Below are 12,863 nucleotides of genomic sequence, written 5' to 3' on the forward strand. Positions count from 1 at the left end.
TTGAATACCCTCCAGAGTCCGCCCGATCCAACTGTGCTCGCCCGCGCAGCGGCCAAGGTGAAGCGCCATGTGCTGCCGCTGTTCGTGGTGATGTTCATCGTCAATTACATCGACCGGGTCAACATCGGCTTCGTGCGCAGTCACATGGAAACCGACCTTGGCATTGGCGCCGCCGCTTATGGCCTCGGTGCCGGGCTGTTCTTCATCGGTTACGCAATCTTCGAAGTCCCCTCCAACCTGCTGCTGCAACGCTACGGCGCCCGCGCCTGGCTGACGCGCATCATGTTTACCTGGGGCGCAGCGGCCATGGCCATGGCGTTCGTGCGCGGAGAAACCAGTTTCTATGTACTGCGCTTCATCCTCGGTGCGGCCGAAGCGGGGTTCTTCCCCGGCATCATTTATTACTTCACCCAATGGCTGCCGTCGACCGAACGCGGCAAGGCCATGGCGATCTTCCTCAGCGGCTCGGCCATTGCCTCGGTGATTTCCGGGCCGGTGTCCGGTGCGCTGTTGCACGTCAGCGGTTTCAGCCTGCACGGCTGGCAGTGGATGTTCCTGATCGAAGGCTTCGCCTCGATCGTGCTCTGCGGGTTTGTCTGGTTCTGGTTGCAGTCCCATCCGCGCCAGGCGAACTGGCTGAGCACGGAAGAAAAGGATGCACTGGTGGGCGCCATCGCCCTTGAACAACAGGCCCGCGAAGCCACGCAGACGGTCAAGCCGTCGATGTTCAAATTGCTCGCCGACAAGCAGATCGCACTGTTCTGTTTCATCTACTTTTCCATTGCCCTGACCATCTACGGCGCGACGTTCTGGCTGCCGAGCATGATCAAGAAAATGGGCAACCTCGGCGACTTCCAGGTCGGTCTGTTCAACTCGATTCCGTGGATCATTTCCATCGTCGCGATGTATGGCTTCGCTGCCATGGCCAGCAAATGGAAACACCAGCAGGCATGGGTCGCCTTGACCCTGGTGATTGCCGCATTCGGCATGTTCATGTCCACCACTGGCGGGCCGGTTTTCGCCTTCGTCGCCATCTGTTTTGCCGCGATTGGTTTCAAGGCCGCCTCGGCACTGTTCTGGCCCATTCCGCAAGGCTATCTGGACGCGCGCATCGCTGCGGCGGTGATCGCTTTGATCAACTCCATCGGCAACCTCGGCGGCTTCGTCGCCCCGACGGCGTTCGGTTTCCTCGAACAAAAAACCGGCTCCATCGAGGGCGGTCTCTATGGGCTGGCGGCCACCTCGCTGGTGGCGGCGGTGGTGATCTTCTTTGCCCGCACCGCCCCGCGTGGTGATCCCGTTCGCGTGTTGAGCGGCCAACCTGTCGACATCGCAGTCCCAGAAAAATCAGTCAGTCATCAAGCCTTGAGCTCAGGTCCAAAGGGAGCAGCCTCTTGAAAATCAAACGAGTCACCGTCACCCCCATCGCTTTCCGTGATCCGCCGCTGCTCAACGCCAGCGGGATTCACGAGCCGTTCGCGCTGCGTTCGATCATCGAGATCGAGAGCGACAATGGCTACATCGGTCTGGGTGAAAGTTACGGCGATGCGCCGGCGCTGTTGATCCAGCAGCAACTGCAATCGCAACTGATCGGTCTCGATCCGTTCGACCTCAATCAACTGCGGCGCATCGTCCAGGCCACCGTGGCGGCGCACAAACCGGCGAGCATTGCCGGCGCGGAACTGGCTCCGGGCTCCCATGCCAGCAAAGCGGTGAGCAACGCCTATTCGGCGTTCGAAGTGGCGTTCCAGGATTTGCAGGCGCATTCGTTGAACGTGCCGTTGGTGGACTTGCTGGGCGGGGCGATTCGCGACGAGATTCCGTTCAGCGCCTACCTGTTTTTCAAGTACGCGCAGCATGTCGATTCGCCGTACAAACCGGACAATTGGGGCGAGGCGCTGAACGAAGAGCAGATCGTTGCCCAGGCACGACGGATGATTGAGGCCTACGGTTTCAAGAGCATCAAACTCAAGGCCGGCACGCTGCCGCCGGAGCATGAGGTGTCGTGCATCAAGGCGCTGAAAAAGGCCTTCCCCGGTTACCCGCTGCGTATTGACCCGAATGGCAACTGGTCATTGGAAACATCGATTCGCATGGCTGAATTGCTGGGCGATGACCTGCAATATTACGAAGACCCGACGCCGGGCCTCGACGGCATGGCTGAGCTGCACAAACGCACCGGGCTGCCGCTGGCGACCAACATGGTGGTCACCGATTTCGACGAGTTCCGCCGTAGCGTGGCGTTGAACAGCGTGCAGATTGTCCTCGCCGATCACCATTACTGGGGCGGGCTGCGCGACACACAGGCGCTGGCGAAAATGTGCGACACCTTTGGTCTTGGCGTGTCGATGCACTCCAACTCGCACCTGGGCATCAGCCTGATGGCGATGGCGCATGTTGCGGCCGCGGTGCCCAATCTGGATTACGCCTGCGACACGCATTACCCGTGGCAGGAGCCGGATGAAGAGGTGATCAAGGGCGGCAAGCTGCCGATCGTCGATGGCTGCGTGAAAATCACTCGCGCGCCGGGGTTGGGTCTGGAACTGGATCACGATCAACTGGGCAAGCTGCATGACCAATACCTGACCTGTGGCATCCGCCAGCGCGATGACGTGAAGCAGATGCAGCGTTACAAACCGGACTGGAAGGCGGTCAAACCGCGTTTTTGAGCTCGGTCAGCAGGCGTTCTATTTGCGCCAGTTCCCAGGTGCTGAGCAGGCTGACCGGGTCGGTGCCGTAACGTTGCCAATTGTCGAACAGGCCCTCGCGGCCGTCCGGGCTCTGGCAGCGTTGGCAGTGGCGCAAGTGGTTGTCGTCGATGTCGAGGCTCAGTTGCCAACCCTCGATGTCGACCTGCACCAGGCCGGATGCGGAAGGTTCGCCTATCAGCCGCAGGGGACGAACCTCCAGGGCGGCGTCGCGCAATAGCTGGTAAATCTCGCGGGTGGTCAACGGTGGCACGGGTGTCTCCGGTGGGCTCAGGTAAAAAATCGGCAACGACACCCAACCTTGTAGGAGCCGGCTTGCTGGCGATGGCGATCTTGAGGACGCCATCGCCGGCAAACCGGCTCCTACAGGGGGTAGTGTTCAGCTGGTTTATGGGGAAATGATCCCGTGGTCGATGGCGTATTTGACCAGCGCCGCCGGTTTGTCGATGTTGAGTTTGCGACGGATGCTCAGGCGATGGGTTTCAACCGTGCGCACGCTGATGTCGAGGTCACGGGCCATTTCCTTGTTGTTCATCCCCTGGGCCATTTTGTACAACACCTGGCTTTCACGCGGCGTCAGCTCGTTGTCGGTACTTTTATCAGCAATGAGCCGCTGGGCAATTTCCGCGCTGTAGAACGTGCCGCCACTGGCAATGGCTTCGATGGCTGCGATGATCTCCCGCGACGGTGCGTTCTTCAGCACATAACCGCTGGCACCCGAACGCACGGACTCGCTCACGTATTCATAATTGTCGTACATGCTCAGCACCAGCACTTTGAGCGACGGGTACTGGCTGCGCAGCAACCGGGTCAACTCCAGACCGTTCATGTCCTTGAGGCTGATGTCGACCAGCAACAGGTCAGGCTGGCAGCGTCCGACCATCTCGATGGCGTCCGCGCCATTCTCGGCTTCACCCACCACTTCCAGCGGGGCCATGACGGACAGCAGCGCCTTGATCCCGTCGCGAACCAGGGAGTGATCGTCGACCAGGGCGACGCGGATCGGGGAGGGCAGGTTTATCACGGGCATTCACTCTTATTGTCTGATCAGCGTTTTGTGCCGGGCATTTTCATGGGCAGCAGCACGTCCAGCTCACTTCTTCCCGGCACCGAGATCAGCTCGAACCGGCCGCCAAAGTGCTCGACACGCTCACGGATATTACGCAAGCCGATGCCGGCATGGCCACGTTCGACCTGGGCGACGTTGAAGCCGATACCGTCATCGATCACCGTCAGCCGGATGGATTCTTCAGAACCGTGCAGGTTGATGGAAACGTTTTTTGCCTGTGCGTGGCGTTCAATGTTGGTCAGGCCTTCCTGCACAATGCGAAACAACGAAACCGCCGCGCCATCGACCAGATGGCAGTCGAATTCGTTGTCGATGTAGGTCACGGTGAGGCCGCTGCGTTGCTCGAATTCCTCGGCAAGTTGACCGATGGCTGCCGACAGCCCCAGGGTGTCGAGCAAGGATGAGCGTAGGTCGTGGGAGAGGCTGCGCACCTCGCCAATCGCCTCGCCGAGACGTTCAGTGGCCTCTCTTAAAATACTCAAACCCTTGTCTTGTCCATTCTCCAGCACATGGCTGGCGAGTTCGAACTGGAACTTGATGGAGACGAGCACCTGACTGATGCCGTCGTGCAGTTCACGGGAAACCCGCGAGCGTTCTTCCTCCTGCAAACTGACGATTCGCTGGGTCAGGCGTTGCAGTTTTTTGTCGGCCAGACGGTGCTCGCTGACGTTCAGTGTCATGCCGCTGGCAAACACGAACAGCACCGCCACGAGCGCCACAGCGGCAATCGCCAGCATGGTTTTGCGGATGCCCTGGGCCACTTCGTCACGCGCCTGTTGGGTCGCGCGTTCGACGTCCTCAAGGTAAATGCCGGTGCCGAGCATCCAGCCCCAGCGATCCAGCATCACCACATAGGCGAGCTTGTCGGTGACCTGGCCGGAGGACGGCTTGTTCCAGGCGTAGCGTTGAAAGCCTTCGCCCGATTGCGCACTTTTGAGCAACGCCTGAATCACCGGCAGGCCGTGCGGGTCCTTCATGTCCCACAGGTATTGGCCGACCAGTTCCGACTGCCGTGCGTGCATCAGGCTGCGACCTTCGCGGTCGTACACGAAGAAGTAGCCATTGATGCCAAAGCTGAGTTTGCGCAGTTCCTCCAGCACGCGTTGCTGGGCGTGTTCGTCACCGTGGCCGTCGTCGTACAGCGGCGCGATCAGGCTTTGCGCCATTTCCACGTAGTTTTTCAGTTCGGCGCGTTTGCTCGCCAGGATGCTGTCTTCGATCAGTTGCGCCTGTTGATCACCCACCTGGCGGTTCAGGGAAATCACCAGCCCGCAGATGACAGCGATCGCCAACACCAGCGGCAGAATCCCGAGCGCGACGATTTTGTGTTTGAGCTGCATCTGGGCTCCTGTCCGGACCGGGGGAAGGCGAAGGCCGGCATCATATGCCAAAGATACGCGCGTCCAGTAGCGCTGCTGGACGGAATGACCTGCGGCTTTCTGGACGACGCTGAACTGTAGGAGCCGGCTTGCTGGCGATTCAGGCGACGCGGTGTGTCAGTTCCGCCGCCATCGCCAGCAAGCCGGCTCCTACAGGTTTTGCGCTTTCTACGTAGAACTACGTAGAGAGTGCGTACGTAGTAACGCGGATTTATTTGTGGACGGCATGCGCGGATATTGGGCCAGCTCCGCACAGCGGACACAATTATAAAAATTACCGCCGCAGTCACAAGCTGTCGGCAGGAGACACGCTATGCCCCGTCTGGCTAAACACCTCGCCTGGTTTGCCGTGGCTGTTCTGGGAGCGTTTGCGCTGAGTGTCGTGGCCCTGCGCCGCGGCGAAGCGATCAACGCCCTCTGGATCGTAGTCGCAGCCGTCGCCATCTACCTCGTCGCATACCGCTACTACAGCCTGTTCATCGCCAACAAGGTGATGCAACTGGACCCCAATCGAGCCACTCCCGCCGTACTCAATAACGATGGTCTGGACTTTGTTCCGACCAACAAACACGTGCTCTTCGGTCACCACTTCGCAGCCATTGCCGGCGCAGGTCCGCTGGTCGGTCCGGTGTTGGCGGCGCAGATGGGCTACTTGCCCGGCACACTGTGGCTGATCGCCGGCGTGGTGCTGGCTGGTGCGGTTCAGGACTTCATGGTCCTGTTCATGTCCACCCGTCGCAACGGTCGCTCCCTGGGCGACATGGTCCGCGAAGAAATGGGCCGCATCCCCGGCACCATCGCGCTGTTCGGCTGCTTCCTGATCATGATCATCATCCTCGCGGTGCTGGCGCTGATCGTGGTCAAAGCCCTGGCCGAAAGCCCTTGGGGCATGTTCACCGTGATGGCGACCATCCCGATCGCGATGTTCATGGGCATCTACATGCGCTACATCCGTCCGGGCCGCATCGGTGAAATCTCGATCATCGGCGTGTTCCTGCTGCTGGGCTCGATCTGGCTGGGCGGGCAGATTGCCGCTGACCCAGTGTGGGCCAAGGCGTTCACTTTCACCGGTGTGCAGATCACCTGGATGCTGATCGGTTACGGTTTCGTTGCCGCGGTTCTGCCGGTGTGGCTGATTCTGGCGCCGCGTGACTACCTCTCCACGTTCCTGAAAATCGGCACCATCATTGCGCTGGCGATCGGCATTCTGGTGACCATGCCCGAGCTGAGAATGCCGGCACTGACCCAGTTCATCGATGGCACCGGTCCGGTGTGGAAGGGCGGTATGTTCCCGTTCCTGTTCATCACCATTGCCTGTGGCGCGGTATCGGGTTTCCACGCGCTGATTGCTTCCGGCACCACGCCGAAGCTGCTCGCCAGTGAAGGTCATGCCCGCTACATCGGTTACGGCGGCATGCTGATGGAATCCTTCGTCGCCATCATGGCCATGGTTGCGGCATCGGTGATCGATCCGGGCGTGTATTTCGCCATGAACAGCCCAGCGGCGATTGTCGGCGCGGATGCTGTTTCGGTTGCGCAGACCGTCAGCAGCTGGGGCTTTGCAATTACCCCGGAAGCGCTGCAAGCGGTGGCCAAGGACATCGGTGAAACCACCATCCTGGCTCGTGCTGGCGGTGCGCCGACCCTGGCGGTCGGTATCGCACAGATCCTGCACCACGTCCTGCCGGGTGAAAACACCATGGCGTTCTGGTACCACTTCGCGATCCTGTTTGAAGCGCTGTTCATCCTGACCGCAGTCGATGCCGGTACCCGTGCCGGTCGCTTCATGTTGCAGGATTTGCTCGGCTCGTTCGTGCCGGCGCTGAAACGCACCGAATCCTGGACCGCCAACCTGATCGCCACCGCTGGTTGTGTGGCGATGTGGGGTTACTTGCTCTACCAAGGCGTGATCGATCCGCTGGGTGGCATCAACACCTTGTGGCCGCTGTTCGGCATCTCCAACCAGATGCTGGCCGGTATCGCGCTGATGTTGGCGACGGTTGTGCTGATCAAAATGAAACGCCAGCGCTACGTCTGGGTGACCATGCTGCCTGCGGTCTGGCTGCTGATCTGCACCACCACCGCCGGATTCATCAAGCTGTTCGACGCCAACCCGGCGATCGGCTTCCTCGCGCTGGCCAAGAAGTACAGCGATGCCTTGGCCAACGGTCAGGTACTCGCGCCGGCCAAAAGCATCGAGCAGATGCAGCACGTGATCTACAACGCCTACACCAATGCGACGTTGACCGCGCTGTTCCTGTTGGTGGTGTTCAGCATCCTGTTCTTTGCCCTCAAGGTCGGCATTGCCGCGTGGGGAACCAAGGAGCGCACGGATAAAGAAGCGCCATTCCAGGCTCTGCCGAATGCTTGATCGAGGAGTGCAGCATGTTCAATGACCTGAGTCGCCTCGGTAAATACCTCGGTCAGGCCGCGCGCCTGATGGTCGGCATGCCCGACTACGATACTTACGTCGAGCATATGCAGACCAAACATCCGGACAAACCGGTGATGAGTTACGAGGTGTTCTTCCGCGAACGCCAGGAAGCGCGTTACGGAAGCAAGGCCGGGCCGAAGTGCTGTTGATGCACGAGGCTTAAGCAACACACCACTGTAGGAGCCCGGCTTGCCGGCGATAGCGATCTTCAGGACGCCATCGCCGACAAGCCGGGCTTCTGCTTTTCAGGGTTTACGTTCGATGAGGGTTCGCCCCGGTTCATTGCGGCACACAAGCTTGTCCCGATAGTTGTCACACAGCGATTTCAGCACATCACTCGCGCAAGCCCCGCTGATCCGCCGATCAATCGCAAACCCCGCCACGTCGCCCTTCAGTTGTATGTCCACCCCCGACACCGTCTCCAATCGCTGCTTGATCTCCCCAAGCGTCCACGGCTTTGAACTGAACACAAGGCTGTCAGCCGGGTATTGGCGATCCAGGTACCAATAAATGCCGCCCAACAGCGCAAAGCTAATCGCCAGGCAAAGGAGGGGAGGCGGCAACTTTAAATGGATGTTGTCGTAGAGGATTTCCGCCAGTGTCTGCCAGAGCTTCAGTCGAAAGGACAAGCCAAGGCCGATGAGCAGTAAAATCGCGGCAAAGCCCAGGGCCGCAAACAAAGCCACCCGCTCAAGGTCCGACAGCTCTTCAAGGCATGTGAAGTTCATGAGCCTTCACCTCTGTGCTGGCGAGAAGTAAAGAATGCGCAGCTGAGTATCCTTTCGGTAATTGATCTGGACATAGCCGCGACCTAGCTCAACGTCGCTCTCGGCATCCCACTTGAGGGTGTGCGGCTCTTTTTTGCCGAGGAAAATCGCTTCCATTTCGCCGCTGTATTTGTGTGCCACATCTTGAGTCAAGGCATCGAGCTGTTTGATCGGCGCTTCTGCTATTTGCACGGCTGCGCGGTACAGGCTGGCGCGGGCCATGACAGGCAAACTGCGCTCTATGAATGCGCGATCGCTGAGTTGGGTGATATCGCCCGTTTTAACGAACTCCAGATAACGACTGAAAATATCCGGGGCGATGTCTGACTGGGCCTGCAGCGTGTTGGTGCCCAGCCTCGGGTTAACAAGCACATCGGGATTGGCGCCGATACCGGCGAAGGAGATCTCGCAGATACTGGCCTTCGCGTACATGAACACACCACAGGCACCACTCGTGCCGTAGGCCTGATAGTCGTGGCTACTGAACTCGCATTCGCAGGTTTTGCCTTGCGCTTGAGCGTTGCCGACAACAAGCACCAGCAGCAGAAGTCCGCCTGGAGCCCAGGCAGATAACCTCAGAGACAAAGGCATGATGACTACCTTTTTTAGAGGAAGATGCACAGTGTTGAGCGTAGCGCCAGGTTGCAGGCTCTGCCTGCTTTATGGCAGTTCCTCCCAGATAACGTGAGTCAAACCGGACTTTTCAGCATGTGCGCGCAACTTCAGGTGATTTTGCTGATTGTGGTGTTCGCCATATAAAAGGCTCACGCCCGCGTGCAGGCACGCGTAGTACCAGGCATCTTCATCACTCATGTGGGAGTCCGGCTGGATAAACACCTGCCGTCTTTTTTTGAAGCAATAGCTGATTTGAAAATGCCGAGCGCGGGTCATCCGATTCTCCAGGTCATGCCACTACGACACTGATGGCGTAGTGCCAGTTCCTTTTATTTTTCGGACGTCGCTCTGAGTTTGCCAACGCGCAGGTGTTCAGCACCCACCTGAGGTGCAATGGCGTCTGAATACCCGGCCTCGCGGAACATTGAACTGTGCAATTTGCCGCACGTCCAAGCCATTAAGCCGGTTTGAGCGTTTCAATGTTTCTGGAGGCGGGTGATGTCGAGGCGGGTGCTGATTGGATTTTTTGCGGTTTATCTGTCCGCTTTCCTGGTGTTCGGATTGGGCGTGGCCGCAGCGTCTCCCTGGATTGCCGCTCACATTCTTCTGAAGTGGATGCTATAACCCGGCACTCGCCTCGACGCCAACGGACAGACACATGATTGAAGAGGGACTTTCGCTACTGATCGATTACGGCACTTATCTGCTGCCCGGTTTTAGCCTCTGTGCTCTCTGGTTCTGGCTGACGCCGAAGACGCAACCCGGTTTGCGCATTGCGATCCTGCTGCTGACCTTCGTCCTGATGCGCGATGTGATGACCCCGCTGCGCTTATGGTCCCTGAGTGGCGATGTGCAGATCGGCTTTGTTGCGAATCCGTTTGTCCTGGCCGTGCTGGGTGCGCTGTCGCTGGCGATCGTCGCCGTGCTGGCAAGGATCGCCCCGCAGCTTTGGCAACTCGTCGTCTGGAGGAAGGGCAATCTGGCTGCAGGGCTTGCACTGGGTGTTGCTGCCGGGTGTGCGATCGGCGTTCCGCTGCGGCTCTATCAAGGTATCGGTGTAGGCGAAATAGCCGGTTACTGGCCCTGGTTGATGGGCATGGTCGTGCTGGCCTACGGCGGGAATGCGTTGGAAGAAGTGCTGTTTCGCGGGTTCCTGCAAGGTCACCTCGAACACCACACCTCTGCGGTACGAGCCGCCTTGATCAGCGCTGTCGCGTTCTCGGCCTGCCATTCGTTTCTGGCACTGAGCGTCACCCGGATTGGCTGGCCGATTCTACTGTTCACATTGCTGGAGGGGCTGGTCTGTGCTTTCGTCCGCATGCGCTACGGCGTGATCGCCGCCACCGCTGCACACGGGACGGCGATATTGCTCATCGCCGTTCCCATGTGATTGATCAGCATTGGGGGCTGCTCAGGGTTTGCAGATATCGACTCGGTGCTCAGCGATTAGCAGCCAGATCGCGAATGTTGAGGCCGGTCAGGTAGTGATTCAAGTAGAGATAGTCTGTCGCAAAATTTGACACAGGGGCCTTCTGTCTGCGGCGACGCGGTTCCAGTTTTTTAATTAAATCATTGTAATTAAAGGATTTTATGTCTTTGGCGTGAAAAGTGCTGGTGATTGATGTCAGGGGGCCAGTACTGCTTGCTGAGCTGACCCGATCAACGTTGCCGTCGGGTTCCGCCGTCAATGCGCGCATCGTCGGACCTCAACCAGTATCTCCGCACAAGGACTGCTTCAATGCCTCTTGACCGACTTTCCATCCAATGGAAGATCACCCTGCTGACCGGCCTCTGTCTGCTGGCTATCGTTGCCATGCTCATTGGCATCTCGCTCTACCGCATGGGGGCCGGGACCACGCTGGTCAAGGCAAGCAGTGCGCAGATGCTCGAAGCATCGGCCCGCGAACGCATGCACGGGGAGGGCAAGGTTCAGGCGTTGACCATCCAGCGTTACTTCATGTCGGCCTACCAGGATGGCCTGAACTTATCCCGCGAAGTAATGCGCCAGCGTCGCCAGGCGCAGAAACTGAATCTGGACGGTCAGGCCCTGCGTGATTCGCTCAACCAGCAGATCAAAGAGGCGTTGCAGGCCAACCCGCAACTGCTCAGCCTTTACCTGGTGTTCGAACCGGATGCGCTGGGCGGCGACGACTCCGCTTTTGCCGGTCGTGCCGAAACGGGCAGTAACGAACAAGGCCGCTTCGCCACTTACTGGGCACAGCGCGGTGCAAGCCTGAACACCCTGGCGGTGACCGAAGACATGATCAGCGACGCCACGCCCATGCTCGACGGCAGCCCTTTCAATACCTGGTTCAATTGCCCCAAGCAAAGCCTTAAACCCTGCTTGTTGAATCCCTACTTCGATGACGCTTCGGGGCAGAAGACGCTGATCACCACGTTGACTTTTCCGGTCATCGAGAACGGTCGCATGATCGCGGTGGTGGGTATGGACATCAGCCTGAGCAATCTCCAGCAGTTGGCGACGGCGGGCAGTCAGGGCCTTTATCAGGGGCAGGGCGCCATCAGTATCCTCAGCCCGGCCGGCTTGCTGGCCGGTCACAGCGTGGACGTCGGCCTGCTCGGCCAGAGCCTGTCCAAGGCCTACCCGGGCGAAGCGGCCGAGCTGCTGGACTTGCAACGCCAGGGGCAGGGGCATGAGCAGCAGACGAACGACCACTTGCAGGTGCTGGCACCGCTGCAACCCATTCCAGATGCCAAGCCCTGGGCCGTGTTGCTGGACGTACCCATGACGACCCTGCTGGCGCCGGCCATGGCCTTGCAGAACGATCTGGACGTGCGCAACACCCAGGGAACCTGGCTGGAGCTGCTGCTCGGGATAGGCGCCGCCATCGCCGGTCTGCTCCTGGTGTGGCTGACGGCGCGTGGCGTGACCCGACCGATCCTTGGCGTCGCCAGCATGCTCAAGGACATCGCCAGCGGTGAAGGCGACCTGACCCGTCGCCTCGACTACTCGCGCAAGGACGAGTTGGGCGAGCTCGCCGGTTGGTTCAACCGCTTCCTCGACAAGCTGCAACCGGTGATTGCCGACGTGAAGCGCTCGGTGCAGGACGCCCGCAGCACCGCTGACCAGTCTGCGGCCATTGCCAGTCAGACCAGCTCCGGCATGCAGCAGCAATATCGCGAAGTGGACCAGGTGGCCACGGCCTCCAACGAGATGAGCGCCACCGCCCAGGATGTTGCCCGCAGCGCGGCGCAGGCCGCTGAAGCGGCGCGTGGTGCCGACCTCGCCACCCGCGAAGGCCTCGACATCATTGGCCACACCACCAGCGCCATCGATGCCCTGGCGCGCGACATGAGCAGTGCCATGGCGCAGGTCGAAGGCCTGGCGGCCAACAGTGAACAGATTGGGTTGGTGCTGGAGGTGATCCGCAGCATCGCCGAGCAGACCAACTTGCTCGCCCTCAATGCCGCCATCGAAGCTGCGCGTGCCGGTGAAGCCGGACGCGGCTTTGCGGTGGTTGCCGACGAGGTGCGCAACCTGGCCAAGCGGACCCAGGACTCGGTGGAGGAAATCCGTCAGGTCATCGAAGGTTTGCAGAAGGGGACCCGCGAGGTCGCCAGTTCAATGAACAGCAGCTACCAGCAAGCACAGGGCAGCGTCGTACACGTCGAACAGGCGGTCGCCGCCTTGCGTCGAATCGGCGAATCGGTATCGGTCATCTCTGACATGAACCTGCAGATTGCCAGCGCCGCCGAGGAGCAGAGCGCTGTAGCCGAAGAGATCAATACCAACGTGGCGACCATCCGCGATGTCACCGAATCCCTTTCGGGGCAAGCCGAGGAGTCGGCCCAGGTAAGCCAGGCGCTGAACCGCCTGGCCAACCATCAGCAGGGGCTGATGCAGCAATTTCGGGTTTAGTCTGGTTCAGG

At 59.7% G+C, this 12,863-nt stretch carries 13 protein-coding genes and 1 pseudogene; 7 read left to right on the forward strand and 7 right to left on the reverse strand.

Annotation, left to right across the window (positions count from 1 at the left end):
* Both ACYZUC_RS01285 and ACYZUC_RS01290 read left to right on the forward strand, forming a co-directional pair.
* Window positions 1–1,398 (forward strand): MFS transporter, encoded by a 1,398-nt coding sequence (locus ACYZUC_RS01285; RefSeq protein ID WP_461992903.1) that lies wholly within the window; start codon window positions 1–3, stop codon window positions 1,396–1,398.
* Window positions 1,395–2,669 (forward strand): glucarate dehydratase family protein, encoded by a 1,275-nt coding sequence (locus tag ACYZUC_RS01290; RefSeq protein WP_461992905.1) that lies wholly within the window; start codon window positions 1,395–1,397, stop codon window positions 2,667–2,669. Before ACYZUC_RS01285 ends, ACYZUC_RS01290 begins: the two co-directional genes overlap by 4 nt.
* Here the strand turns inward: ACYZUC_RS01290 and ACYZUC_RS01295 are convergent.
* The 3 genes from ACYZUC_RS01295 to ACYZUC_RS01305 all read right to left on the reverse strand — a co-directional run bounded on the left by ACYZUC_RS01295 (window position 2,653) and on the right by ACYZUC_RS01305 (window position 5,117).
* Window positions 2,653–2,961: a DUF7693 family protein gene (locus tag ACYZUC_RS01295; protein WP_461992906.1), complete on the reverse strand. Its 309-nt coding sequence runs from the start codon at window positions 2,959–2,961 to the stop codon at window positions 2,653–2,655. The two genes, ACYZUC_RS01290 and ACYZUC_RS01295, sit on opposite strands and share 17 nt — an antisense overlap.
* A 135-nt stretch (window positions 2,962–3,096) precedes the next feature.
* Window positions 3,097–3,729 carry a response regulator gene (locus ACYZUC_RS01300; protein ID WP_017339266.1) on the reverse strand — a complete coding sequence of 211 codons (633 nt, stop codon included), beginning with the start codon at window positions 3,727–3,729 and terminating at the stop codon, window positions 3,097–3,099.
* Between the two features lie 26 nt (window positions 3,730–3,755).
* Window positions 3,756–5,117 (reverse strand): cache domain-containing protein, encoded by a 1,362-nt coding sequence (locus tag ACYZUC_RS01305; RefSeq protein WP_461992908.1) that lies wholly within the window; start codon window positions 5,115–5,117, stop codon window positions 3,756–3,758.
* A gap of 352 nt (window positions 5,118–5,469) precedes the next feature.
* Here ACYZUC_RS01305 and ACYZUC_RS01310 point away from each other — a divergent pair, with 352 nt between their 5' ends.
* Window positions 5,470–7,527: a carbon starvation CstA family protein gene (locus tag ACYZUC_RS01310; RefSeq protein ID WP_461992910.1), complete on the forward strand. Its 2,058-nt coding sequence runs from the start codon at window positions 5,470–5,472 to the stop codon at window positions 7,525–7,527.
* Between the two features lie 14 nt (window positions 7,528–7,541).
* Window positions 7,542–7,739 (forward strand): YbdD/YjiX family protein, encoded by a 198-nt coding sequence (locus tag ACYZUC_RS01315; protein WP_007900300.1) that lies wholly within the window; start codon window positions 7,542–7,544, stop codon window positions 7,737–7,739.
* Window positions 7,740–7,835: 96 nt separating this feature from the next.
* Here ACYZUC_RS01315 and ACYZUC_RS01320 read toward each other — a convergent pair whose 3' ends face one another.
* The 3 genes from ACYZUC_RS01320 to ACYZUC_RS01330 form a co-directional block, all read right to left on the reverse strand.
* Window positions 7,836–8,270: a hypothetical protein gene (locus ACYZUC_RS01320; RefSeq protein ID WP_461992912.1), complete on the reverse strand. Its 435-nt coding sequence runs from the start codon at window positions 8,268–8,270 to the stop codon at window positions 7,836–7,838.
* A gap of 54 nt (window positions 8,271–8,324) precedes the next feature.
* Window positions 8,325–8,948, reverse strand: a complete 624-nt coding sequence (locus ACYZUC_RS01325; RefSeq protein WP_461992914.1) for a hypothetical protein — start codon at window positions 8,946–8,948, stop codon at window positions 8,325–8,327.
* A gap of 69 nt (window positions 8,949–9,017) precedes the next feature.
* A complete protein-coding gene (locus tag ACYZUC_RS01330; protein WP_461992916.1) occupies window positions 9,018–9,248 on the reverse strand; it encodes a DUF6555 family protein in 231 nt (76 codons plus the stop codon).
* Window positions 9,249–9,630: 382 nt separating this feature from the next.
* Here ACYZUC_RS01330 and ACYZUC_RS01335 point away from each other — a divergent pair, with 382 nt between their 5' ends.
* Window positions 9,631–10,362, forward strand: a complete 732-nt coding sequence (locus ACYZUC_RS01335) for a CPBP family glutamic-type intramembrane protease (RefSeq protein WP_461992918.1) — start codon at window positions 9,631–9,633, stop codon at window positions 10,360–10,362.
* 49 nt (window positions 10,363–10,411) lie between these two features.
* Here the strand turns inward: ACYZUC_RS01335 and ACYZUC_RS01340 are convergent, their stop codons facing one another.
* Window positions 10,412–10,669: a hypothetical protein gene (locus ACYZUC_RS01340; protein WP_461992920.1), complete on the reverse strand. Its 258-nt coding sequence runs from the start codon at window positions 10,667–10,669 to the stop codon at window positions 10,412–10,414.
* A 302-nt stretch (window positions 10,670–10,971) separates the two neighbouring features.
* Between ACYZUC_RS01340 and ACYZUC_RS01345 the strand changes: the two are divergent.
* Window positions 10,972–11,994 (forward strand): annotated as a pseudogene (locus ACYZUC_RS01345) (methyl-accepting chemotaxis protein); the annotation flags it as partial.
* A 102-nt stretch (window positions 11,995–12,096) separates the two neighbouring features.
* A complete protein-coding gene (locus ACYZUC_RS01350; protein ID WP_461996795.1) occupies window positions 12,097–12,852 on the forward strand; it encodes a methyl-accepting chemotaxis protein in 756 nt (251 codons plus the stop codon).
* Window positions 12,853–12,863: the final 11 nt, after the last annotated feature.

The organism is Pseudomonas sp. GT1P32 (assembly GCF_054897805.1).

Excerpts from the sequence above, each read along its gene's own strand:
- ACYZUC_RS01330 (WP_461992916.1), bottom strand. The coding sequence starts at position 9,248 with ATGACCCGCGCTCGGCATTTTCAAATCAGCTATTGCTTCAAAAAAAGA.
- ACYZUC_RS01325 (WP_461992914.1), bottom strand. The coding sequence starts at position 8,948 with ATGCCTTTGTCTCTGAGGTTATCTGCCTGGGCTCCAGGCGGACTTCTG.
- ACYZUC_RS01305 (WP_461992908.1), bottom strand. The coding sequence starts at position 5,117 with ATGCAGCTCAAACACAAAATCGTCGCGCTCGGGATTCTGCCGCTGGTG.
- ACYZUC_RS01350 (WP_461996795.1), top strand. The coding sequence starts at position 12,097 with ATGCAGCAGCAATATCGCGAAGTGGACCAGGTGGCCACGGCCTCCAAC.
- ACYZUC_RS01310 (WP_461992910.1), top strand. The coding sequence starts at position 5,470 with ATGCCCCGTCTGGCTAAACACCTCGCCTGGTTTGCCGTGGCTGTTCTG.
- ACYZUC_RS01315 (WP_007900300.1), top strand. The coding sequence starts at position 7,542 with ATGTTCAATGACCTGAGTCGCCTCGGTAAATACCTCGGTCAGGCCGCG.
- ACYZUC_RS01335 (WP_461992918.1), top strand. The coding sequence starts at position 9,631 with ATGATTGAAGAGGGACTTTCGCTACTGATCGATTACGGCACTTATCTG.
- ACYZUC_RS01340 (WP_461992920.1), bottom strand. The coding sequence starts at position 10,669 with ATGCGCGCATTGACGGCGGAACCCGACGGCAACGTTGATCGGGTCAGC.